This window comes from Sphingomonas aerophila, assembly GCF_014199305.1.
Taxonomy (GTDB): Bacteria; Pseudomonadota; Alphaproteobacteria; order Sphingomonadales; family Sphingomonadaceae; genus Sphingomonas; species Sphingomonas aerophila.
This window is the reverse complement of record NZ_JACIJK010000010.1, coordinates 1-22,053: the sequence shown is the minus strand read 5'-3', so window position 1 is coordinate 22,053 and position 22,053 is coordinate 1. Positions and strand designations below refer to the sequence as shown.

Here is a 22,053-nt window from a genome sequence, read left to right as displayed (position 1 = left end):
CATCCCGCAACACCGCTATTCGGTCATTATTGGTAGGGCGGCCGCTGCGGTCCACATCGCCGTGCCTCCCCTCAGCCCGATCGGCTAGCGCTGAACTCGCCCCTGTCGCAGTTCATCGTTGTGCATGGGCAGAGGTGCGCAGCGAGGTGCCGACCAGCGCGAAGAAAGCGCGGCTCGCGTCGGAATGCCCGGCATCCCACTCCGGGTGCCACTGCACCCCCAGAACGTCCGCTCCGCAGGGGCGGGCCCACACCGCTTCGACCAACCCGTCTTCCTCCGAGGTCGCTTCGACGCTCAGGCCGGCACCCAGCCGGTCGACCCCCTGTTCATGGACCGAGTTGACCCGAAGGGTGCGCTCTCCAGTTGCCACGGCCAGGCGGCCATGCTCGACCAGATCGACGCCGTGGTAATGGTCAAATAGCTCGTCATAGCTGTCGTCCCATCGGCCACGATGGTGGCGGCCGGCAACCGACGGCTCCCGCAGCGTTCCGCCGAACAGGACGTTGATCTCCTGCAACCCGCGACAAATGCCGAACACGGGCTTGCCAGCCTCGATCATCTGCGCGGACAGGGCGAGGGCGACCTCGTCACGGTCGGTGTCCAGCACCGGAGCGCCGATCCGGCCGGCGCCATACCGTTCGGGCGCGACATGCGAGCGCGAGCCGGTGAGCAGCAGCCCGTCGAGCGCCGCCGCTACGCCGCTCACGTCCGCTGCATCGGCGATGGCAGGCACCAACAGAACCGTTGCGTCGGCCATATGGGTCAGGGGCCGCACAAAGCGGCTCGCGACAACCTGCACGGCACGGTCGGCGAACTCGTTGCAGCACAGCACGCCGACAAGCGGCCGGCGCGCGGCGCGCATCAGGATACGGCCTCCACCAGCGTGTCGCGAAGTTCTTCGGATAAAGGGCTACCCAGTTGCTGCGCCTCCGGTTGCACGATCACGCTGTCACGCGGAACGTCGGACAACAACCACACATTGCCGCCGATGATCGACCGGGCGCCGATCGTTACCCGGCCAAGAATGGTGGTGCCAGCGTAGATCACGACATCGTCCTCGACGATGGGATGCCGATCGAACCGCCTTCGCCCGCCGTGGCGGGACGCACCCAGCGCGCTGCGCGCACCCAACGTCACATGCTGGTAGAGCCTCACCCTGTCGCCGATGATCGCGGTCTCACCGATCACGACGCCCGTGCCATGGTCGATGAAGAAGCCGCGGCCGATCGTCGCACCGGGATGGATGTCGATCCCCGTCTGCTCGTTCGCGAGTTCGGAGATCAACCGCGCGAGGATTGGCGCGCCAAGCCCGTGCAGCTGGTGGGCGATCCTGTGATGCAGGCTGGCGATCGCACCGGGATAGCAGAGCAGGATTTCGTCAACGCTGCGGGCGGCGGGATCACCCAGGAAAGCGGCTTCCACGTCGCTGTCGACCTGCGATCGAATATCGCCCAGCGTGGCGCTGAACAGCCGCACGATCATGCCGGCTTGCTCCGGGTCGAACGCGCCGCGCGATTCCTTCTGCCAATAGCCAAGCTCTGCCGCGACTTCCCGCTCCAGATCGGCAAAGGCGGCGATCAGCCGGGCGGCGACAAAGGTGTCCTCCTCGGCATCCGCACCCCGGAACCCGCCCAGACGACGGGGAAACAGCGCGCCCGAAAGCAGGTCCATGATCCGCCTGACCGCAGCGCGCCCGGGAAAGCTGTCCACGTCGCGCGATTCGTCCTGCCCGTCCCGCCATGCCTGACGTGCCGCGCGCAGGGCGGCTACCGCGGAGCCGATCGTCGGTTCGGGATGGTCGTTGCGGATCGCCGTCACGGTCACGGCGTGTGTTCCTGCAACGCAACCGTGCGCAGGTACGGCGTTTGTTCGGTCCAGCCTTGTGGGAACAGCCGCCCTGCAACCTCATCCGTGACGCTTGGCAGGATGATCACGTCCTCACCGGGCCGCCAGTCGGCAGGGGTGGCGACCTTGTGCGTGTCGGTCAGCTTCAGGCTGTCGATCGTACGCAGAATTTCTGCGAAGTTGCGCCCCGTGGACGCGGGGTAGGTCAGCGTCAGCCGGACCTGTCGCGACGAGTCGATCACGAACACGGTACGCACGGTTGTCGTGTCAGAGGCGTTGGGATGGATAAGGCCAAGCAGGTTGGCGATCCGCCGGTCCTCATCCGCGATCAACGGGAAATTGATCTCCACCCCTTGCGACAGCAGGATGTCATTCGCCCAGGCATGGTGCCGATCCAGCGAGTCGACCGACAGGCCAAGCAGCTTCACGCCGCGTCGATCGAACTCGGGCTTCAGCCGGGCGACCGCGCCCAGTTCCGTTGTGCAAACCGGCGTGAAATCCCGTGGATGCGAGAAAAGCACGACCCAGTCGGCGCCCGCCCATTCATAAAAGGACAGCGCCCCAACGGTGGACGATTGCGTGAAATCGGGAACGGTGTCGAACAGCTTCAGCGACATGGATCACCTCCGAGACTCGGCAGCATATCCCATCGCCTGAGTAGGAATCAGAAGAAAAGCTTGTTGCTGGCGAAGCTTCGCCTCGACGGGGTCGCGGCACCCTCGATGACCGATTGCCGCGCCGGCAGCCGGCGAACGATCGGCGCCGGTGCAAGCACGTCTTTAGCGGTCGAAAGCTTGTCGCGGATCGCCCGGCGCGCAACTTTAGCGAATACTCGCGTCCGCTGCATGAGCGACCTGCCTCGCTGGAGGAATAGTCGATGATTCGCCCGCTTTTCCTCACAGTGCCGGGTCTTCATGGATCAGGAGCCGACCATTGGCAGCGGCGGTGGGAGCGTGAGCGCAACGATTGTCGCGGCGTCGAACTGGGTTCGTGGGACGACCCGGTCCGTAACACATGGATCGGCCGGATCGACGAAGCCGTCAGCTCTTCGGCCTGCCCGGTCGTGCTGGTCGCCCATAGCCTGGGGTGCCAGGCAGTCGCATGGTGGGCGAACCTGATGGGCGCCAGCGGCGCCTCTACCGTGCTCGGCGCGCTGCTCGTCGCACCGCCGGCGGCGGATAGGCCGGGAGTTGACGAGCGGATCGCGCGGTTCGGCAAAGTCCCCCGCCGCACACTGCCCTTCGTGTCCCTGATCGTCGCGAGCGAGGATGACCCGCACGCGACGCTCGACGAGTCACGGGCGCTGGCCCACGCTTGGGGAGCCGGACATCTGAATATCGGTCAAGCAGGGCACATCAATGCGGCCTCCGGCCTTGGGTCGTGGACGCCCGGTCAACGGATCGCGGAGCTTCTTCGTGACACCAGAACAGGCCGCCTGCGCCGCATCGTCCATGAGGCGGAAGGGCTCTTGGCCTCCTCAAAGGAGCCGGGCCTGACGCCGGCCAGACTGGACGTCGAGACGGTGCGCGGGGGTCGCCCGCAACCACTGTAACGCCGCCCTCCTCTCGCCAGTGGTCTTGGAACCAGGCTCGCCTGTAAAGCTCAGGGCGTGTTGTCCTTCAACAGGTCGCTCGCGACCTCGGCGAGCAGCCACTCGCGAAACCGCTTGATCTTGGGCATCTGCCGGCGGTGTTCGGCGCACACGAACCAATAGCCGTGCCCCAGCGACGTGACCTGCGTGAACGGGCGCACCAGCCGTCCCTCGGCAACGTCATCGCGCCAGAAGAAGGGCGTCAGCACCGCCATCCCCTGCCCTGCGATCGCGGCGGCGCCTTCGTTCGCTTGTGAGTCCAGGCGCACTCCGGGACGGATGGACCCGCCGGGCACGTCCACACCGGCCTCCCGCAGCCAGACGCGCCACCAGTCGTCCTGCGGGCTGATCACGGGGAGCGTCAGAAGGTCCGCCGGCTCCAGCCTGCCGCCATGCGCGGCGAGGAACCCGGGCGAGCACATCGGCGTGAAATCGATGTCGATCAGCCGGTCGGCCACCAGGCCCGGCCACTGCCCGCGCCCGCTGCGCACTGCCACGTCCACCTCGTCCGCCGCAAAGTCGACCAGCGCGTCGCTTGCTACCAGTCGGACTGCCATGCCGGGGTTTGCCATCTGGAACACGCCCAACCGGCGGGCGAACCAGGTATTCGCGAATGTCGTGGAGGTGGAAACCGTCAGCATCGCCTCGCTTTCGGTGCGAAGCTGCGCAAAGGCGCCGTCCAGAACGTCAAAGGCGCGGCTGATCTCCCCCGCCGCCCGGCGGCCCGCCTCCGTCAGCTTCACCCGCTTCTTTTCACGGCGGAAAAGCGCCGTCCCGAGCCGCTCCTCCAGCACACGCATCTGATAGCTGACCGCAGCCTGCGTGAGGCCGAGTTCGTTCGCGGCAGCGGTGAAGTTCTCATGGCGCGCGGCCGCCTCGAACACGCGAATGGCAGGTAGCGGCGGCAGGTGGCGCACGCGTGAGATCATAAGCTCAGCTTATCAACAAGGTCCAGCGTTTCGTTGGCGACACCACCAGCGAAAGCATAGATTTGCCCCTGCCCGCGACGATCCTCTTGCCACGGGTGGACGAGGAGAACAGCCATGCACGATGATTTCCTGACCCCGATCTGGGCGGAGCGGCACGGCGACTTTGCTGCATTCGTGACAGATCGCTGGCGCCAGACCCGCTTTGCGTTCGAACGGCTCGCTGCGCGTACATATGAAGCGCCCTGGCGGCGGGAAACACCCGTAAACCAGTGCCCCTCACCCAAGCGCCTGGGCTGACCTCGATCGCAGACAGACCAACCGAAGGCGTTCGGCACTGACGGATCTCGAGTGGCCGGGTTCACTTCGTCACAATAATGGCGCAGCACTCGGTCGCCGAAGAAATCGTGCCACGTGCCGCAGAGCACCAGCATCGCCGGCGATGTTGTGCCCGGCACCGCCGAAGTGATCGGCGCACGGGTGTCGCACAGGCCGTCAAGAACTGCTGCAGAGGAACGCTTCGCCGGGTCGGGACCAAGCCAAAGACGCAGTTTCTTGCAGCATCATTCCGGTGGCAAGCGGCCGAGCGCTTCGGTCACATGGCGACGCAGCTCCGGGTCGCGTGTGAGCTCCAGCATCGCACCAAGGCTGCCGCGCGCCGCGCCAAACGCATGGTCGACAAGTTCAAGCCGGGCGCGCTCCCACCACAGATGTGGAAAGGCTGGCGCCATCGTCGTCATGCGGACGTATAGTTCGAGAGCGCGCCGTCCCTTGCCCGCCTGCTCCGCACGCGACGCCTGGTTCTGAAGGAGCCGGACGAGCACGGCCCGGTTCGGCATCGCTGCCACATGCGTCACAGCACGCCGCTTGCCTGCGGATGCCTCGACCAGCTCCGCCAACCGCTCAGCGCCGACGCGCACGCCCTGCGCGAACGGGTCGACGATCACGGGCGCCACTTCCGCGCCAAGGACAACGAGGACATGGCCCGGAACATCGAGCACATCGGCGCTCCAGCCGAGGCGGCGCGCCATTGAGACCCAGACGATCGCCAGGCTCACGGGCAATCCCCGGCGGCGATCGAGGACGCTGATCAGGTCGGCATTCGCCGGGTCGTCATAGCTTTCGACGTCACCAACAAAGCCGAACTCGCCCGCGAGCACCGCGGCCAGGGCGTCGGCGCGCTCCGACGGCGTTTCCGCGCCGCCAACGGACTCCAGCCGCGTCGCCATAGTATCGAGCAGGTCATGATAAGGGGCAAGGTCGGTGCCCGGATGATCCAGAAGCGCCAGCGACAGCGCAGCCTCGTCAAGCAAGATCTCTTCCTCGTCGATCAGGCCGAGCAGGTTCAGGTCCTCGTTCATGAGGCCGGATATGGGTATGCGGGGCGGCCAGGATAAGCTGCCGCCTGTACGCCGGCACGCGGGGTCATGCGTCGGCAAGCACCGCCTCTGTTGCCAGCGCCTCCCACCGTTGCAGCCTGCTGAGATGCTCGCATGAGTTCGGCAGCAACTGCTCCCCGAACCGCATGACGGCGCCGCTTCCCTTGTGGCCCGCCTTACGCTGGTTGAACCGCAAACAGGGATGACGAGACGGCTGGCGACGTTCCGAAGTACGGCACATCAAGACCTCGGGTCGGACTTAACAGCGCGCGGCTGGAGCTGTGGGCTACCGGACCGTTCGGCGGTGGAAGGTCCCTGAGCCGCGGCTCAATACGCCTGTTATTGATCGAGCGCCTTTGAGAATGCGCCTCTGGTCGTCAGCCCTTTGCCGCAGCAGCCGCGAGTTCCTCAAGGTCGAGGTCGCGCTCCAGATCATGGAGGGTCTCGTCGTCGATCTTGCCATCGCGGTGTAGTTGAACGAGTTCCGCGCGTCCCGCGTCGACGGCGCCGATGATAACATCGAAGTGGCTGGCGATGGCCGCAGTGCGTTCTTCAGCTGTGCCTTGAAAGGCTTCGCCCGCAGTGGCGCGCGTCCGATATCGCCTGAGGAGTTGCGGGTGAAGGAGCGAACCGTCCGCGGCGTATGCCTGCCGCTCGACAGACTTCAGCTGTGCCTGAAAAATGGCTGCCTCAGCAGCCTGCAGGTCGAGCGGCAGAGCCGCATTCGCATCTTCCGCTGGCTTGGCCAACTGGATCAGCCAGCCAAGGGATGTGCCCTGCACCAGTACGGTGACCAGAATAACCGCGAAGGCGGCGACCAGCATCAGATCACGACCCGGCATCGTGTCAGGAAGCGACAGCGCAACCGCCAGCGTCACCACGCCCCGCATGCCTGCCCAGCTCATCACCAGGGCAGCACGCGGGCCGAGCGGAGTTACACGTTTCCAGCCAGCCTGCCGGAAAGCCGCCAGAAGGGTGTCGACGCCGAATACCCAGACGAACCTGGCAAGAACCACGGCGGCCACGATCAGGAGGACAGGCGCTGCCATCGTGTCCGCTACGACCGCGGCACCGCCGACCCGCTCCAGCAAACTACGGAGCGAAAAGCCAATCAGCATGAAAACAGCGGCTTCGAGCAGGAACACCAGGACCTGCCAGAACGCCATTGCGCGAATGCGGACGCTCGCGCTGAACACGACGTGCTGGTACCAGCCGCAGGTCAGGCCGGCTGAAACGACCGCAATGACCCCGGAAACGTGAAGCATCTCGCCGCCGATGTACGCGCTCCAGCAGACCAGCACCGTCGCGGCGATCATCAGGGTATCGTCCCCCAGACGCCGCAGAAGCAGGACCCACACGCCGCCAATGGCACCCCCCACGGCGACCCCACCGGCAACAAGCAGGAAGAAGCTGCTTGTTGCCGCGCCAAGGCTGAAGCTTCCGGTCAATACTGCCGCAACGGCGAAGCGAAACAACACCAGGCCGGTCGCATCGTTCAGCAGGCTCTCACCCTCCAGCAGCGTGGATAACTTGCGAGGCAGTTTGACCCGCTGAAGCACGGCCCGGGCGGAAACCGCATCCGGCGGCGACAGGATCGCCCCCAGTGCGGCGCACGCAGCCCAAGGAAGGGACGGCATGAGAAGCTTGGCAACGACAGCCACGACCAGGGTCGTGAAGAGAACGGCACCAACGGCCAGCGACAGGATACCCGCCATGTGACGGCGGAAGGGAGCGATGGCGGTGAACCATGCCCCGTCCATCAACAGCGGTGGCAGGAACACCACAAGGACGAGTTCCGGATCAATGGTGATGATCGGCAGCCCTGGGAGAAAGGCCAGGGCGCCGCCCCCGATGAGCAGCGCGGCCGCCGGCGGCAGCGCAAGGCGCCGAGCAAGATAATGGAGCCCGAGCACCGCCAGGAACATGCCGATGATCAGCTCGAAATTGGCTACGGGGTGCACGCAAGTCCCTTCTAGGTGCGGAATTGGGAAACACTGCGGGTCAGGCCGAGCCCGGTCAACCGGGCCAGGCAGCTAAGGTCGGCTGCAAGGCCAATCCGCCGTCGCCGCGCCAGCCCACCGGCAGTCAGGTGCGCAGGCGGACCTCAGCGTGACCAGAACTGCCACCCCGGATGATCCCCGTTGAAAGGGGCGATGCTGGTGAGCCGAACACCCTTGCACGGCTTTCATGTACCCCTACCGGCTCCTATCTACGCGCGGCAAAGGGACTTCATGCCAGAACCAATCCTCGCCGTGACCGGCGTATCCAAGACCTACAAGGGCGGATTCACCGCGCTCCACGACCTGGACCTCACGATCCACAAAGGCGAGATCTTCGCACTTCTGGGTCCGAACGGTGCCGGCAAGACCACGTTGATCAGCATCATCTGCGGGATCGTCACACCCTCCACGGGCACGATCCGAGTTGCCGGTCATGACGCGCTCACCGACTACAAGGCGGCGCGGTCCCGCATCGGCCTCGTGCCGCAAGAACTGTCAGTCGACATGTTCGAAACGGTGCTGGCCACGGTCACGTTCTCACGCCGACTGTTCGGCCGATCGGGTCACAGCGCGTATATCGAGCAGGTTCTGCGCGACCTGTCGCTGTGGGACAAGCGCCACGCCAAGATCATGGAACTGTCGGGCGGCATGAAACGGCGCGTGCTGATCGCAAAGGCGCTCGCCCACGAACCCGAGATCCTGTTCCTCGACGAGCCCACCGCTGGCGTCGACGTGGCATTGCGCCGTGACATGTGGAAGCTGGTTCATCGTCTCCGCGAACGCGGCACCACAGTCATCCTGACCACGCACTACATCGAAGAGGCCGAAGAGATGGCCGACCGCGTTGGCGTCATCAACAAGGGCAAGCTGCTGCTCGTCGACGAAAAGACCGCGCTGATGCAGAAGCTGGGCAAGCGCGAACTCGAGCTGACGGTGGTCGAACCGCTCGACGCGGTGCCCGACGGCCTCGAGCGCTGGCAGCTCAGTTTGGCGAACGAGGGCAAGACGCTCCGCTACGTCTTTGACTCGACCGAGGAGGATACCGGCATCCCTTCGCTGCTGAGCGCACTCGCGGATCGGCATATCGCGTTCAAGGACCTCGAAACCTCCAAATCGAGCCTCGAAGACATCTTCGTCGAACTGGTGGGGGAACGGGCGTGAACCTGCACGGTATCTGGGCGATCTATCGCTTCGAAATGGCCCGATCGCTTCGAACACTCTGGCAGAGCCTCGTCGGACCGGTGCTGACCACCAGCCTTTACTTCATCGTCTTCGGCGGGGCGATCGGCAGCCGCATGCAAAGCGTGGATGGGGTTGGGTATGGCAGCTTTATTGTGCCCGGCCTTATCATGCTCTCCTTGCTGACGCAGAGCGTCGGGAACGCGTCGATCGGCATCTACTTTCCCAAGTTCACCGGCACGATGTTCGAACTCCTGTCCGCACCCATATCGGCGATGGAACTGGTGCTTGGCTATGTCGGCGCCGCAGCAACGAAATCCGTCGTCATCGGCGCCATCATCCTTGCAACTTCCGCCTTCTTCGTCCCCATTCGGGTGGTGCATCCGGGCGCGATGATCGCATTCCTGTTGCTCACGTCGGTCGCGTTCAGCCTGTTCGGCTTCATCCTTGGGATATGGGCAAAAAGCTTCGAGCAGCTGAATTTCGTGCCGCTGCTGCTGCTCACGCCACTCACCTTTCTGGGCGGAAGCTTTTATTCGATCGACCTGCTGCCGCAACCGTGGCGGACGATCAGCCTGTTCAATCCAGTTGTATATCTGATCAGCGGATTTCGGTGGAGCTTCTTCGGCCAGGGCGACGTCGACATTGTCGTCAGTCTGGCCGTGGCGCTGGCTTTTCTTGTGACCTGCCTCGCCATCGTCGCCTGGATCTTCAAGAGCGGTTGGCGTCTGAAAAACTGAGCTCCGGGGCCTGGCTGATCGATTTGGCTGCCTTGGCCGTCGGGCGAGGGTCCAAGCAGCGCTATTGGCGGACCCTCCGAGTCCTGGCGGTGACTGACGGCTTCACGCGGGAGCATACACCCTCACACGAGAGTGTGGAGACCTTCGGCGTGACGCAGCACAGCCGTCGGGCAGCTCATCCCTCGATCAGCTGTCGGATGCGGCTGGCAAGTGCATCCATGGCGAACGGCTTGGTGAGCACGTGCATCCCCGGATCCAGGTGGCCATGGCTGAGTACCGCATTCTCGGCATAGCCGGTGATGAATAGCACCTTCAGGTCTGGGCGAAGCGCGCGCGCAGCATCGGCTACCTGCCGCCCGTTCAGTCCACCGGGCAGACCAACGTCGGTCACGAGCAGATCGACGCATGCCCCGGAGTTGAGCACCTTCAAGCCCGCTGCCCCGTCCTCTGCTTCAATGGCGTTGTACCCCAGGTCGGCCAGCGTCTCCGTGACCAGCATTCGTACGGTTGGCTCATCGTCAACGACGAGCACCGTCTCGCCCTCGCCCCGTGGAGCATCGGTCAGGTCGGCGATCGAGTCTTCGTTTTCCGTCTCGCCCCAATGTCGCGGCAGGTAGATGCAGACCAGCGTTCCCTGGCCCGGTTCCGAGTAGATCCGAACGGCGCCTCCGGATTGTTGAGCAAAGCCATAGATCATCGAGAGACCGAGCCCCGTCCCGACGCCGATCGGCTTCGTCGTGAAGAACGGCTCAAACGCCTTCTCAATTACTTCGGGCGTCATCCCCGTGCCTGTGTCGGAGACGCAGAGCGAAATATACTGGCCCGGCTCCAGCCCTCGTTCCTTCGCGGCACGATGGTCCATCCATTTGTTGCCGGTCTCAATCGTGATCTTGCCCCCATCCGGCATCGCGTCGCGAGCGTTGATGCACAGGTTCAGGATCGCGTTTTCGAGCTGGCTCGGATCGATCAGGCTAGGCCAGAGCCCCGCGGCGTTCACCGTCTCGAGCTGGATGTTTGAACCAATGGTCCGGCCGATCAGGTCCTCCATGCCGGAAACCAGCTTCTTCACGTCCGTCGGCTTGGGCGCCAGCGTCTGGCGTCGTGAAAAGGCGAGCAGTCTGTGCGTCAGGGCTGCGGCGCGGCTGGCAGCGCCCTGGGCTGCGGTAGCGTATTTCTCGACTTCCGCGATGCGTCCCTGCGCGAGCCGCATGTTGATAAGTTCAAGCGAGCCCAGGACGCCGGCAAGCAGATTGTTGAAGTCATGCGCGAGCCCGCCCGTGAGCTGCCCGACTGCCTCCATCTTCTGGCTTTGCCGCAGCATCTCCTCGCGGCGCAGCTCTTCGGAGATGTCGCGGCCCACGCTGTAGAACGTGTTGGAGGCATGGTTCGAGTCCGGGACCGCCGACCAGGCAAACTGGACCGGAGCTCCATCCGCCTTGAGCAGCCGCACGTGGAACTGGTGAACCGGCTCGCCCCTGCTCAGCTTCGCGAGCACGTCCGCCGTCGTGGGCAGATCGTCCGGGTGTACGATTTCTGAAAATGGCTTTGCGAGCAGGTCTTCGTCCGATCGGCCAAGCAGCCTCGACCACGCGGGATTCACCGATTTCAGGAAACCGTCGAAACTGCCCACGCAAAACAGGTCGCGGGACAGCCTGAACAAGCCTTCCCGCTCGGCGGCGGATCGCCGGTCGGCAAAGACCTGGTCGGTGATCTCTGTGCAGGCGCAGAAGAAGCCCTGGACGTTGCCCGCCTCTCCCCGGATTGGCGTGTATGAAAATGCGAAGTGCGTTTCCTCGCTAAAACCACGGCGCTCCATGACCAGCGTGATATCGTCCATATGGACGGCCGATCCGGCATAGGCCTGCTCCACGATCGGCCTCAGGTCCGCTTTCAGCTCCGACCAGACTTCAAGGAACGGCCGACCGAGTGCGCCTGGATGTTTGCCCGCCAGAACGGTCGCGTAGCCGTCATTGTAAAGAAGCGTCTGATCAGGTCCCCAAACCACGAACATTGGCTGCTTCGCGTCAAGCAGGACGCCAACCAGGGCCTTCAGCGAGGATGGCCATTGCTCGGGCGCACCGAGGGGAGTGTCGATCCAGCGATGTGCGCGGATGGCCGCGCCCATTTCGCCGCCGCCGATCATGAAACTTAGCATCTTGCGGCCCGTATCATCGAACACATGGCGTCGTCCAACCCCGTGAACGGTTCCTGATCAAAGGCTTAAGCCTGGTTCGAAGCGGAGATGGGCGTCCAATTGCGCGACCTTCCTCGTGCTACGGCGCCACCGTCGGTTCCCAACACGGCGCGATTGGCCGTTGCCGCAGCTACGGGTCACGAGACATTCGGCACCGTGGGGCCAAACCAGCCATCAGGGCTAGGGAAACCGCCCGATCCCGCTCGCCCGCCGCTCGCGCCAGGCAAACTGGTATTAGCCTCGCGCTTCTTTCGACAGAGGAGGTGAGAGTTCACGTGGATGCGCTACCTCGATCACCGATCAAGAAGAGTTTCCGAGACCTGGGGTAGTAAATCCCGGAAGCAGGCCTATATTGGTTGGGCTGAACGTCGCCTGCGACGGATGACGGGCCGCCTCGGCTCCTCCCCTTGTCCTTTCTAGCTTCAAGACGCCGGGATGTGCCGTTGTTGGCGCATGCCCGACACCATGGGACAAGGATATTCTCATGATCAATGGCACCGTAAAATTTTTTAATAACGACAAGGGCTATGGTTTCATCGCGCCGGAAAACGGCAGTGGCGACGCGTTTGTCCATATTTCGGCCGTTGAGCGCGCGGGCATGGCCACGCTCAATAAGGACCAGCGCGTGTCCTATGAGCTCGAGACCGATCGTCGCGGCAAGACGTCTGCTGTCAACCTGCAGGACGCATGATGGACTGCGGCGGATGCCAAAAGCGTCCGCCGTTGCCCGTTCGAATTCATAACTGAAGCGTCGCACAGATCCGCTCGGCTAGTCACGCCTGGAGCGTAGATCACCGTGGGCGACGTGAGAAAGGCTCCCATGTCCAGAACGCCAGTCAAACCCTTTCTGATCGCCAAAGATGCGGAAGGTCAGTTCCGGATCACTATTCGCGATACCCGCTTCAACTCACAGAATTATCCGATCGTGACGTCGAGCCTGCAACCCGAGTTGTTCAAGAGCGCCATGGCCGCACGCTCCCATGCCAAGCAGCAGTTCGGTGCTGAGGCCGGGCAATTCGCGTCGAAGTGAGACCAGGTCTCCTGGCTTAAAGACCGGCCGACATACTCCATCGATAACCGAGGCGGGGATTATTCACTGCCTCCTGCAGGGGGCGTTCGCATGTCGCAGCCAGGCCATGAGCTTACGGCGCAGCAGCTACTGGAGGCTCAGCAGGCACTGGACGTCGCCGCGTTCAACGGGATCTTGAGCTTGGCCATCATCTTGCGGAAGCGGGACCTGCTTACTGATGTTGAGACCCGAGGGTTGCACGACATCATGAGCAAGCCGCTTTCCATGCCAGGCAACGCGAGCAATCCCGTCGTGCAAGATGCGCAGCACAATCTTGATCAGCTTTTTGCGGCGCTCGCGGACCGTCCTTGAGCAGCAGCGGGATGCTCAGGCATCCCAGCTTCGGCTTGGGTGTGCCGGCGATGACTCCCCCGGCTAGAACCTCAACCGGTCGCCGATCCGGCCAGTGTTGGCTTAACAAGTCTGGCATGCGGCCGATAACAGGATCGCAGCACAGCTGACGACAGTCGGAGAGGACTGGCATTGAACTACGTGGCCCTTGCTGTTGTGGTGTGCTTTGCAGCTCTGTTAATCGGCTGGAAGGTGCTCCTCTGGCTGATGCGCGAGCGCGGCTGAGGTTTTGAGAGTAGGGCCAATACAAGTGCAGCCCTGTGACTGCCTGCCCACGCTACGTCGGCCACGGCCGCGATATGGCGGCCGGTCGCACGCGCGATTGCCGGGCGCTGGTACGGGTCTGCCGTCGCTCGCCACCGTCTCGCACTGGCAGGCGAACTAGGTTGTTGTCCCACCCGCCTCAATTGGTAAAGTGCAGCATGACTTCCGACCCACTCGCCTCAGCTTTGGGCCGTCTCCAAGCCTTCCGAACCTCATTCAGCGCCGGCGAGCTGGTGGATCGGGCCAGCAATCTATCGAGTGATGATCTCGATTTGATATTGGCGCGCTTGTTTTCGAGCACCGGACAACAGATCGACCTAGAGAGCACCTACGTACAGGGCCTCAACTTCTCCGATCACCCCACCCGTTTGAGCGATTCCCACCTGGCAGGCACGCACCATGCCATGCAGGATGGGGTGGATGACGATCGCAAGGCAGCGCTTGGCGACGAAATCGAACGCCGGGGGCAAGTGTCGTGACCATGCAGGATGGGGCGCAGAGCACCCTTGAGCGAGCCTTCCAGCTGGCCAAGGCGAGCTCGTGTAACTCGGTCAGCGACGTTCGCATCACGCTCCGACGCGAAGGTTTCGAAGCCGTAGATCAGCACCTTTCGGGCTCATCGGTGCAAACGCAGATCAGGACCCTGATCGCCGCTCGCAAACGCGGCGAGTCAGCGTAGAGGCGAATTCTGTCGGCGTTAGGTCGCTCGTCCAGCCCGGTCTGCATCCGAGGACCTTATTCGCCAAGTGCGCCAAGGACTCATGACCAGACGCGAGTTAAGGTCGGAGGCTCAATGGCCTGATCCAGCAGACTGCCGCCTCGCTGTCCTTGCGGCTGGCTCACTGTACCAAGGCTGCCGGTTGTCGGTGCGAGACGGGTGAGCGCCACCCATCCCTGTCGCTGTTTCCTGCAACCATCCGCCTTTCAACCGCCGCCCGGTGCCTTGGAGCCGCGAGGCCGATCCTCGGGCGGAGGCACGTCGCGTGGCGGGCTGCGGTGCCAGTCGATCCGATACAGATCGAACCGTCGGTCAGCCAGATTACGGACAGTGCCCTCGGCACGCGCCCAAGTGAGGTCGGCAAGGTTGACGTCCGCGATCGTGAGCGTCTCGATATTCTCGCTTGCCTCGGCCGCCACACCGTCGCGGGCAAAGGGAAAGTCGCAAGGCGTCAGAATGCAGGACTGGGCATATTGGATGTCCATGTTGTCCACACCCGGCAGGTTTCCAACGTTGCCGGACAGCACAACAAAGCACTGGTTTTCGATCGCGCGTGCCTGGGCGCAATAGCGCACCCGCATATAGCCCTGTCGGTTATCGGTGCAGAACGGCACAAAGATGATGCGCGCGCCCTCGTCCACCAGACGCCGTGCAAGCTCAGGAAACTCGCTATCATAACAGATTAGCACGCCTACCGGGCCTATGTCGGTCTGGATCACGTCCACCGAACTGCCACCTTTGATCTTCCACCAATATGCCTCGTTCGGCGTAGGGTGGATCTTCTCCTGTGCGTGAACGGAGCCGTCCCGCAGGCACACATAAGCGACATTCTGGATGCTGCCGTCTTCGGTGCGGGTCGGATGCGATCCGCCGACAATGTTGATGTTGTAGCGCAATGCCATGCGGGAGAGTTCGCGCACGATCGGTTCCCGATGCTCGGTCATCCGGTCGATCGCCTCCATGGGCGAAAGCTCCTGCTTCTCGAACGAGAGCAGCGACATGGTGAAGAGTTCGGGAAAGACGACGAAATCGGACCGGTAGTCCGCGGCCACGTCAACGAAGTATTCCACGTTCTGGACGAACTCCGCGAAATCCTTGACCGCGCGGGCCTGGAGCTGAACTGTCGCGAGCCGTACGCTTTCGACATGGCGCGGCACTCGAAAGGCCGGCGGCTCGTTCGGGTCCACGTACGGGTTGCGCCAGACCATATGGGCCGCAAACCCTTCCGAAGCCTTGTCATAAGGCAGGTACTGCGGAAGGACGCCCATCGGCGAGAAACCGTTGCTCAGTTGGAAGCTGATTACCTGATCGCGGAACTCCCCGGCGGCGACGCGGGCCAAGTAATCGTCCGGGCCGTCAACCTTTGCCCTCACCTTGGAAAAGCCCGGCATCCGCCCGCCGAACACGATCCCGCGCAACTCCAGCCGCTCGGCGAGTACGCGGCGCGCCTCGTACAGGCGCTTGCCGATTCGAAGTCCGCGCTTCCGGTCGTCAACCGCCATCTCGATGCCGTACAGCCAGTCCCCGGTCGCGTCGTGCCGACTGCCGAACCCGTTGCCGGTGATCGTCGCCCAATCGTGCGGCGCCAGTGCAATTGCCTCGTCAATGCGGGAGGACGCGCAGTAGCCCACGATCTCGCCTCCCAACACGGCGACGAATTGCCCCTCCGGAAAGTTGTTGATCTGGCCGCTGACCTGACCGGCGCTATAATTGCCGAACCCGGGATAAGCCCGGGCAATCAGAGACAGAATGCCGGGAACGTCATCCGGGGTGGCTACCCGGACCTCAAGGGTCGCGGGTGTCTTCTTGAACATCAGATTGCTCCCGGTGATGAGCTGGACAGTGGGCGGGGCCGGCCTGTAGGTCCCCGCTTAACGTCGGTTGCAACGGCAAGAACGCTCCAGCGGCGGTTTCGGCGCGACGGGCAAAGACCGTGCTGACGCCAATGCATGCAGGTGCAGGCCAGAGATGCGGAGTACACGGCCCCCGCCTGCCCGCTGGTCTACGCGGGGGCTGTGAACGGCGGCCCCACCGACGATCTTACTGGTGAGCCGGGTGCGTACAGGAGAGGGCGCCGCTGCCCACCTGAGTATCAGAGCTCGACGGGCGCAAGCGGCAGCGCCGCCGCGGTACTGAACCGCCCCTCAAGCCCCAGAGGCAACTTAGCGCTTGCCGAGCGCTACCCGGTGGCCGGGGCCGACGGCAGCGGCAGCACGCTTTTCGGTGGAGAACTCCCGAATGGCGCCACGCTCATCGCGCAAAGGTTCACCCGCGTCGTTCACAACAATGAACGGACCTGGAACAATTTTCCGGTTCTTAGCCATCACAAGTCTCGCACAGTCCGGTCCGCCGCCTCTCCGAGCGTGAGAGATACGTCGTAACCAGACGATAATTGGGGATGCCAGCCAAGATGCTGGCTCAGTCGCATTCGGTTAGCGGGTTGGCTGCTCGCGCGCAACGGGTGCGCTGATGATGCTGAGCGCACCGGTAAAGCTCGGGGAGGCTCTTAGACAGGATTTACCTGCTCCCGGTTCCGAACCATGACTGTCGCATGGGAGGCGTCAGGATCGAGCCAATCTCACAAGCCTTGTTCTCGCCCCAGAACGGGGCGGCCTCCACGGGCCTCCTCTGGCGGGAGGACCCAAGAGTCAGACCTCTATTGCGCCCGTTCTCGATGGCCCGGCAAGACGGCGCGGGTGGATGCGCGACAGCGCAAATACGGTCAGCCAAGATACCAGGATCAAAGGGATCAACGCGAGAAAGGCGTCGTCCGCATCACCGCTTCGCGCCAGAAGCAATCCCGCCAGTAGAGGCCCGAGTATCGCCCCAAACCGTCCGGCGCCGACCGCGAAACCCGTGCCAGTGCCGCGCACCGCCTGTGGATAAAGGTCGGTAGCCAGTCCATAGAGCAGGAACTGGCCGCCGCTGAGGAAGAAGCCGAGCCCAAGCGCGGCCGCCGCCGCAGCGCGTTCCGAATGATCTGCCGCCAGGATCAGCAATATGCTCGCCACCATCCCCGACCAGGCGAGGCCGTGCACAACCCTGGCATGCAGCCGCTCGGTCAGCGCGCCGAACGCAAAACCGCTCGCGGCGCCGCCCAGCGTCAGCAGCATAACAATTCGGCCGGTGGCGGCCGCATTGAACGAACGCGCAGCCATCAGCGAGGGAAGCCAGTTCACCATGAGGGCGACCGACATCGCAACGCAGAGCGTCGTCGTCCAAAGCAGCGCCGTCGACGAACCCCGGCCATCCCCGACCAGAGCGAGTCGAAGGCTGCCCGGTGTTCCGTCCGCCCGGCCCGGAGCGGTGAACCGGGGGAGGATCGCCTGACACGCCGCCGCAGCGGCAAGGGGCAGGAGCCCACCGATCCAGAACATCGCCTGCCAGGACAGTTCAGGTACGACGACCGTACCGACGCCAAGCAAAGCGCCGCCCAACGGCATGGCAGAACCGAGCATGGTAACGCGTGTTGTGGTCTTGGTGGCCGGACTTGTCTCGTTCACAATCGCGAGAAGGTTGGGAAGCGCCCCGCCGAGACCCAGCCCCGCTAGGAAACGGACGCCGAGTAAAAAGCCGAGGCCGTGCGCGAATGCGCTGGCGATGCTGAACACCCCGAGCGCCACTAGAGACGCGACCAGTACGGCACGTCGACCGTGTCGATCGGCCAAGCGCCCGCCAATCGTCGCACCCAGGAGAAGGCCGACTCCGGCGGCTGCAAAGACAAGGCCGACCTGCCCTGAGTCCAGCCCGAGCACTGGTGCGAATCGGGGCGCGGCAACCCCTGCCACCAGCATGTCATAACCCTCGCACATGCCGGCCAAGAAGCAGATCGCGAAGGCTCTGCCGCCGTGGGTCCGGCCCGTGGTCATCGGGATACCTCATGCCCACCCGCCACGTCTCCGGCCATGTCACGCCGGCGCGCCATCTTGACGAGCAGGTTGTCCGCAACACCCGGCCGAGCCCAGGGACAAACCGCGATGCAGATGGCGCATCCGGCATTGTCCGCGAAATAGGGAATGCACTTGTCGAAATCGACATACCAGCGCTCGACACCCCGCACCCACTGCTTTGTCTCGGTGATCGCGCCCGGCGGACAAGCATCGGTGCAAACGCGGCACCGAGTGCAGAAATCGTCGGAGCCGAACTCGTCCGGCTGGTGGAATGCGAGCGGCATGTCCGTAGTGATCCCCGCCAGCCGAAGGTTCGAGCCATAGCTTCGATTGATCAGCGAGCCATGCTTGCCAAGCTGCCCCAGTCCCGCGTCAACGGCTGCCGGGATGAGCAGGAGTGACGCGGCGCGGGGCCCTGGAAAGGGTTTCGCCGTAAAGCCCTGGCTGCGGATCCAGTTGGCCAGCGCGTAGCTGGTACGTGTCCCGCGCGCATATTGGCGGCCCACCTCGGTGATTCCCCGTCCGCTCGCGGGACTGTCGGTGACCTGTCGCAACTCTTCATAGTCGTGCGCGATGCCGAGCACGATGACGTTCGGCTCATCCACCGAATAGCCCTCGACGATATAGGGCTCTTTCATGGTCGTGGCGCCGAACAAGTCCGCCTCGTTGCGGAGTGCAAAGTCACGCGCCAGCGTCGTCCACGCTTCCGGGGTGCGATCGACGCGATCCGGGTTGACCGGCGCCAACTCGGGATAGGTATTGGCCGCGGCAAAAGCTGCGGTGGCCGCATCGTTGACCCGGCAACCCGCGCTGGCGATCGCCTGTAGCTTGCCGAATGGATGTTGGTCCGCAGGATGCCAGAAGAACGGCGACGCGCGGCGAGGCTCGCGCTCCCCCAAGCCGTTGATCGTGTTGCCGGACACGTCTCCGGGCCAGGAAGCCTGGACCTCGGGCGACGCGATGTAAGGACGCGGTTCACGGCGTGCCATCAGATTGTCCTCCTCCTTAGAAAATCAGCGCTGCCCGCCCGCCAAACTGGCGCGGCGGCAGGGGAGCCACGAACACATCGCGTCCGAGCAGCGGATCGCTGGACGGGAACGTCACGTCGAACGTATCCAGGAGATTGTTGACGAACCCGGTGATCCGCAGGCCACGACCCGTGTCGAAGCTGATGTTCAGGTTTACGCGATCATAGGCCGGCGCCGTGAGCTGGTCCCCCGAACGGGATGCCCGCGTGTTGTCTTGAATGATGATGGAGTCGACGAACTGGTACTCGGCATGGAAGTCGAGCGCCCGGTTGTTGCCCAATGGGACGTGATAGTCCGCCGCTGCAAACACGGTCGCCTCAGGCACCTTCTCGAACTGCGTACCCGAGAAGTCCGTCTTGTCCGTAAGCGTGAACGCACCGACAAATTCATCGAACCGCGAGCGCGAATAGGACAGGGAGCCACGTAGCCGTAGGCCTTCGACGGGTCGCACCGTCAGCTCGGCCTCGGCCCCCGATACATGGCTGCCCGCGGCATTCTCGACGACGCTGACCGGGGTCGGGCCGCCGCCCGGATCCGGGATGACGTTCGTGACCTGCTGGTTGCGGATCTTGATGTAATAGAGCGCTACGTTGAGCGTTAGGGCCTGGTCGCGCGTGCTCGATTTGAGGCCAAGCTCGTAATTTTGCGACGACTCGTCCGCATATGGCGAATTGGCGGCGGCGCTTCCCGATCGGTTGATGCCACCCGCTTTCCAGCCCTCGGCATAGGTCGCGTAAAGGAGGGTGCCCGGCGCCGCCTTATACGACGCCGACGCCGTCCAGGAAAAGTTGCTGTAGCTTGCCCGTGCGTTGCGGTTGACCGGCTGGAACAGGTTGAGCGGCGGTCCGAATACCTGCCCCCGGTTGCCTGTGCCGATCACTTTCTCGTGCGACCAGCGTCCGCCGCCGGTCAGCTCGACTGCATCCGTTGCCTTCCAGCTGGCCTGGCCGAAGCCGGCGAAACCGTTCCGATCATCGATATGATTTTCATAGATGTAGAGGGCAGCGGGGAACGGCACGGTTCCGGGGCCAACCCGCCGATAGCGGTCGAAATCCTGGTCCTGGTCGAAATAGTAGCCGCCCGCCAGCCAATCGACCGTGCCCTGGCTGCCATTCAGCCTAAGCTCCTGGCTCTTGAACTTCTGGCGCGTCTGCACGTCCAGAGTAGCGCCGCTGAACGTCTGCGGCGTCCTCGCCACCGGCAGGAACCCGGGCAAGGTCGCCTGACGCTGAACGCTCACTCGGCTGTCCATGTCGGTGAATACGTCAGCCGCCGAATAGCGGTATCCGCTGATCGACGTGAGCGTCAGCCCGCTGCCCAGCTGCGCGGTGACGTTCAGTTGAGCCCCGTGATTGTCCTTGGTGTCGGGCGCGTCCTGATCGACCAAGCTCTCGTACCGCCGGGTGGCCAGCCTTACGCCGCGGATCGCCTCGTTATAATAACGATGGCTCGCGTCGCCGATCAGCATCACCTCGACGTCATCGCTCGGCACCCAGCGAACCACGCCGCGAACGGTGTCCTGGCGTGACCAGTCCTGCTGACCGCCCAGTACGACATTGTGGAGAAATCCGTCCGTGGTGCGATGCTCGGCGCTGACGCCGACATACAGCCTGTCCACCAACGGACCGCTGATCGAGCCTGCTGCACGATAGGTGCCGAACTCTGCGGCCTCAAGCTGCACCCGGCCGCGCAAGTCGGGGCCGGGCCGCCGGCTGACCAAGTTAAGGGCGCCGCCCTGTGTGTTGCGGCCAAAGAGCGTACCCTGTGGACCGCGCAGCACCTCCACTCGCTCCAGATCGAGGAATGCGGTGTCGAACCCCAGCTGGGGTATGTACATCCCGTCGAGAAACACGCCGACCGCGGGCTCCAGGCCGGCGTTGAACCCGACACCGCGCATTGTCAGATAGGCCGTATCGGCGCTGTTGTTGACGCTGCCGGGTGCGAGGTACAGCCCCGGCACCTCCGCGTACAAACCGTTGACGTCTTGCACGTTTCGGATCGCAAGGTCGGTGTCCGTCACGGCCGTTACGGCCATCGGCACGTCCTGCAGCGTCTCGGCTCGCTTGCGCGCGGTGACGACGATGTCCGGGCCGCTCTCATCTGATGTACCAGGTCCGACCGCGCCCAGTTCCTGTGCTGCGAGCGGACTCGCGACCAATGCAGTCAAAGACAACCCCGCAAGCAGCGGGACACAGTGCCATCGCATCCTGAAAACCTCTCCCCTTGCCGGTTTCTGCCGGCCCCGCCTCGCAGGAAAGTCGGATGAAGTGGGCGTTGCAAGAGCGACAGCGGCTGACATTGCCCTTCGCAACACCGATTTTCGGCGACTAGCTCCACTTCGTTGCGAGGCGGACAAACTGTAGGTACGTAGGCTCGTTTACATTCATACAATGTAGGATTGTAGGCTCAGCTAAAAGGGGCGCGTTAGGTAAGTAGGCATGGGCGCACGGCATCGGTTCATGGCCTTCGTGGCTGCCCCAGGGCCGACTGGGCCACTCCGAAAAGGGTCGGCCCGGATGCCGAACCTCAAGTTTGTCGAGCGGGGCCTGATGCGTCATCGCCCTGCGCTCATCCAGGCCGCAGCTGTGTGAGAACACCGGGCAGTCCCTCCATGGGGAGACCGCCTGCGCTACGATGAAAATGTCGAAAACCGCAATTGCGATGACGGCGAGGCCTGAGCTGGCAAGTCTCGCCCGTCCAGATCACAGCCACGCGTCCGTGCGATCCGACTTGGCCAGAAGCGCTGGTTCTTGCGGAACGGTGCGCTCAGCACCATCTCATACCCACTGGGTCTTCGATCTGAGCATCGGCCCAGCTGAGAGATGGTCTGCGCTCCCGCTTTGTCGAGGAGCAACCATGTCCCGAGTCATCAATGTCCA

20 protein-coding genes are annotated in these 22,053 nt (G+C 63.7%); 8 read left to right on the top strand and 12 right to left on the bottom strand.

Annotation, left to right across the window (positions count from 1 at the left end; all coding sequences use genetic code 11):
- Positions 1-112 precede the first annotated feature (112 nt).
- From FHS94_RS15250 to FHS94_RS15240, 3 genes are read right to left on the bottom strand one after another with little or no spacing between them, the layout of a single operon-like run.
- Positions 113-862, bottom strand: a complete 750-nt coding sequence (locus FHS94_RS15250) for a gamma-glutamyl-gamma-aminobutyrate hydrolase family protein (protein ID WP_184059429.1) — start codon at positions 860-862, stop codon at positions 113-115.
- Positions 862-1,824, bottom strand: a complete 963-nt coding sequence (epsC, locus tag FHS94_RS15245; protein WP_184059427.1) for a serine O-acetyltransferase EpsC — start codon at positions 1,822-1,824, stop codon at positions 862-864. Before epsC ends, FHS94_RS15250 begins: the two co-directional genes overlap by 1 nt.
- Positions 1,821-2,462, bottom strand: coding sequence for a peroxiredoxin (locus tag FHS94_RS15240; RefSeq protein ID WP_184059425.1), 642 nt, complete (start codon positions 2,460-2,462; stop codon positions 1,821-1,823). The genes epsC and FHS94_RS15240 overlap by 4 nt, the downstream gene beginning before the upstream one ends.
- Before the next feature lie 260 nt (positions 2,463-2,722).
- Between FHS94_RS15240 and FHS94_RS15235 the strand changes: the two genes are divergently transcribed.
- On the top strand, positions 2,723-3,397 hold the full coding sequence (locus FHS94_RS15235; protein WP_184059423.1) for an RBBP9/YdeN family alpha/beta hydrolase: 675 nt from the start codon (positions 2,723-2,725) through the stop codon (positions 3,395-3,397).
- Between the two features lie 50 nt (positions 3,398-3,447).
- Here the strand turns inward: FHS94_RS15235 and gcvA are convergent, their stop codons facing one another.
- On the bottom strand, positions 3,448-4,365 hold the full coding sequence (gene gcvA / locus FHS94_RS15230) for a transcriptional regulator GcvA (protein ID WP_184059421.1): 918 nt from the start codon (positions 4,363-4,365) through the stop codon (positions 3,448-3,450).
- A gap of 114 nt (positions 4,366-4,479) precedes the next feature.
- Here gcvA and FHS94_RS15225 point away from each other — a divergent pair, with 114 nt between their 5' ends.
- The gene (locus FHS94_RS15225) at positions 4,480-4,662 is read left to right on the top strand and encodes a hypothetical protein (RefSeq protein ID WP_184059419.1); all 183 of its coding nucleotides are present in this window, start codon (positions 4,480-4,482) and stop codon (positions 4,660-4,662) included.
- Between the two features lie 263 nt (positions 4,663-4,925).
- On the opposite strand, the gene FHS94_RS15220 is transcribed toward FHS94_RS15225, so the two are convergent.
- Both FHS94_RS15220 and FHS94_RS15215 read right to left on the bottom strand, forming a co-directional pair.
- Positions 4,926-5,723, bottom strand: coding sequence for a SirB1 family protein (locus tag FHS94_RS15220; protein ID WP_184059417.1), 798 nt, complete (start codon positions 5,721-5,723; stop codon positions 4,926-4,928).
- Positions 5,724-6,118: 395 nt separating this feature from the next.
- Complete coding sequence (locus FHS94_RS15215; protein ID WP_343055311.1) at positions 6,119-7,702, bottom strand: Na+/H+ antiporter; 1,584 nt, start codon at positions 7,700-7,702, stop codon at positions 6,119-6,121.
- 270 nt (positions 7,703-7,972) lie between these two features.
- Between FHS94_RS15215 and FHS94_RS15210 the strand changes: the two genes are divergently transcribed.
- Together FHS94_RS15210 and FHS94_RS15205 are read left to right on the top strand one after the other, a co-directional pair.
- Complete coding sequence (locus FHS94_RS15210) at positions 7,973-8,902, top strand: ABC transporter ATP-binding protein (protein ID WP_184059415.1); 930 nt, start codon at positions 7,973-7,975, stop codon at positions 8,900-8,902.
- Positions 8,899-9,660 carry an ABC transporter permease gene (locus tag FHS94_RS15205; protein ID WP_184059413.1) on the top strand — a complete coding sequence of 254 codons (762 nt, stop codon included), beginning with the start codon at positions 8,899-8,901 and terminating at the stop codon, positions 9,658-9,660. Before FHS94_RS15210 ends, FHS94_RS15205 begins: the two co-directional genes overlap by 4 nt.
- Before the next feature lie 175 nt (positions 9,661-9,835).
- Here FHS94_RS15205 and FHS94_RS15200 read toward each other — a convergent pair whose 3' ends face one another.
- On the bottom strand, positions 9,836-11,839 hold the full coding sequence (locus FHS94_RS15200) for a hybrid sensor histidine kinase/response regulator (RefSeq protein WP_425506191.1): 2,004 nt from the start codon (positions 11,837-11,839) through the stop codon (positions 9,836-9,838).
- A 499-nt stretch (positions 11,840-12,338) separates the two neighbouring features.
- On the opposite strand from FHS94_RS15200, the gene FHS94_RS15195 reads away from it, so the two are divergent.
- The 4 genes from FHS94_RS15195 to FHS94_RS15180 all read left to right on the top strand — a co-directional run bounded on the left by FHS94_RS15195 (position 12,339) and on the right by FHS94_RS15180 (position 14,017).
- Positions 12,339-12,545, top strand: coding sequence for a cold-shock protein (locus FHS94_RS15195; protein WP_184059411.1), 207 nt, complete (start codon positions 12,339-12,341; stop codon positions 12,543-12,545).
- 105 nt (positions 12,546-12,650) lie between these two features.
- Positions 12,651-12,884: a hypothetical protein gene (locus FHS94_RS15190; RefSeq protein WP_343055310.1), complete on the top strand. Its 234-nt coding sequence runs from the start codon at positions 12,651-12,653 to the stop codon at positions 12,882-12,884.
- Positions 12,885-12,974: 90 nt separating this feature from the next.
- Positions 12,975-13,235: a hypothetical protein gene (locus FHS94_RS15185; RefSeq protein ID WP_184059407.1), complete on the top strand. Its 261-nt coding sequence runs from the start codon at positions 12,975-12,977 to the stop codon at positions 13,233-13,235.
- A 461-nt stretch (positions 13,236-13,696) separates the two neighbouring features.
- Entirely contained in the window at positions 13,697-14,017 is a 321-nt protein-coding gene (locus FHS94_RS15180) for a hypothetical protein (RefSeq protein WP_184059405.1), read from the top strand.
- A 445-nt stretch (positions 14,018-14,462) separates the two neighbouring features.
- Here the strand turns inward: FHS94_RS15180 and FHS94_RS15175 are convergent, their stop codons facing one another.
- The 5 genes from FHS94_RS15175 to FHS94_RS15155 all read right to left on the bottom strand — a co-directional run bounded on the left by FHS94_RS15175 (position 14,463) and on the right by FHS94_RS15155 (position 21,341).
- A complete protein-coding gene (locus FHS94_RS15175) occupies positions 14,463-16,070 on the bottom strand; it encodes a bifunctional GNAT family N-acetyltransferase/carbon-nitrogen hydrolase family protein (protein ID WP_184059403.1) in 1,608 nt (535 codons plus the stop codon).
- Positions 16,071-16,418: 348 nt separating this feature from the next.
- Positions 16,419-16,580 carry a hypothetical protein gene (locus FHS94_RS15170; RefSeq protein ID WP_184059401.1) on the bottom strand — a complete coding sequence of 54 codons (162 nt, stop codon included), beginning with the start codon at positions 16,578-16,580 and terminating at the stop codon, positions 16,419-16,421.
- Positions 16,581-16,904: 324 nt separating this feature from the next.
- The gene (locus FHS94_RS15165; protein WP_184059399.1) at positions 16,905-18,125 is read right to left on the bottom strand and encodes an MFS transporter; all 1,221 of its coding nucleotides are present in this window, start codon (positions 18,123-18,125) and stop codon (positions 16,905-16,907) included.
- The gene (locus FHS94_RS15160; RefSeq protein WP_184059397.1) at positions 18,122-19,135 is read right to left on the bottom strand and encodes a 4Fe-4S dicluster domain-containing protein; all 1,014 of its coding nucleotides are present in this window, start codon (positions 19,133-19,135) and stop codon (positions 18,122-18,124) included. Before FHS94_RS15160 ends, FHS94_RS15165 begins: the two co-directional genes overlap by 4 nt.
- Before the next feature lie 16 nt (positions 19,136-19,151).
- Positions 19,152-21,341: a TonB-dependent receptor gene (locus tag FHS94_RS15155; RefSeq protein WP_184059395.1), complete on the bottom strand. Its 2,190-nt coding sequence runs from the start codon at positions 21,339-21,341 to the stop codon at positions 19,152-19,154.
- Positions 21,342-22,053 lie beyond the last annotated feature (712 nt).

Bases quoted from the DNA above. Each gene is read 5' to 3' on its own strand.
- FHS94_RS15250 (WP_184059429.1), bottom strand. From the start codon at position 862: ATGCGCGCCGCGCGCCGGCCGCTTGTCGGCGTGCTGTGCTGCAACGAG.
- FHS94_RS15240 (WP_184059425.1), bottom strand. From the start codon at position 2,462: ATGTCGCTGAAGCTGTTCGACACCGTTCCCGATTTCACGCAATCGTCC.
- FHS94_RS15235 (WP_184059423.1), top strand. From the start codon at position 2,723: ATGATTCGCCCGCTTTTCCTCACAGTGCCGGGTCTTCATGGATCAGGA.
- gcvA (WP_184059421.1), bottom strand. From the start codon at position 4,365: ATGATCTCACGCGTGCGCCACCTGCCGCCGCTACCTGCCATTCGCGTG.
- FHS94_RS15225 (WP_184059419.1), top strand. From the start codon at position 4,480: ATGCACGATGATTTCCTGACCCCGATCTGGGCGGAGCGGCACGGCGAC.
- FHS94_RS15220 (WP_184059417.1), bottom strand. From the start codon at position 5,723: ATGAACGAGGACCTGAACCTGCTCGGCCTGATCGACGAGGAAGAGATC.
- FHS94_RS15210 (WP_184059415.1), top strand. From the start codon at position 7,973: ATGCCAGAACCAATCCTCGCCGTGACCGGCGTATCCAAGACCTACAAG.
- FHS94_RS15195 (WP_184059411.1), top strand. From the start codon at position 12,339: ATGATCAATGGCACCGTAAAATTTTTTAATAACGACAAGGGCTATGGT.
- FHS94_RS15185 (WP_184059407.1), top strand. From the start codon at position 12,975: ATGTCGCAGCCAGGCCATGAGCTTACGGCGCAGCAGCTACTGGAGGCT.
- FHS94_RS15180 (WP_184059405.1), top strand. From the start codon at position 13,697: ATGACTTCCGACCCACTCGCCTCAGCTTTGGGCCGTCTCCAAGCCTTC.
- FHS94_RS15175 (WP_184059403.1), bottom strand. From the start codon at position 16,070: ATGTTCAAGAAGACACCCGCGACCCTTGAGGTCCGGGTAGCCACCCCG.
- FHS94_RS15170 (WP_184059401.1), bottom strand. From the start codon at position 16,580: ATGGCTAAGAACCGGAAAATTGTTCCAGGTCCGTTCATTGTTGTGAAC.
- FHS94_RS15165 (WP_184059399.1), bottom strand. From the start codon at position 18,125: ATGACCACGGGCCGGACCCACGGCGGCAGAGCCTTCGCGATCTGCTTC.
- FHS94_RS15160 (WP_184059397.1), bottom strand. From the start codon at position 19,135: ATGGCACGCCGTGAACCGCGTCCTTACATCGCGTCGCCCGAGGTCCAG.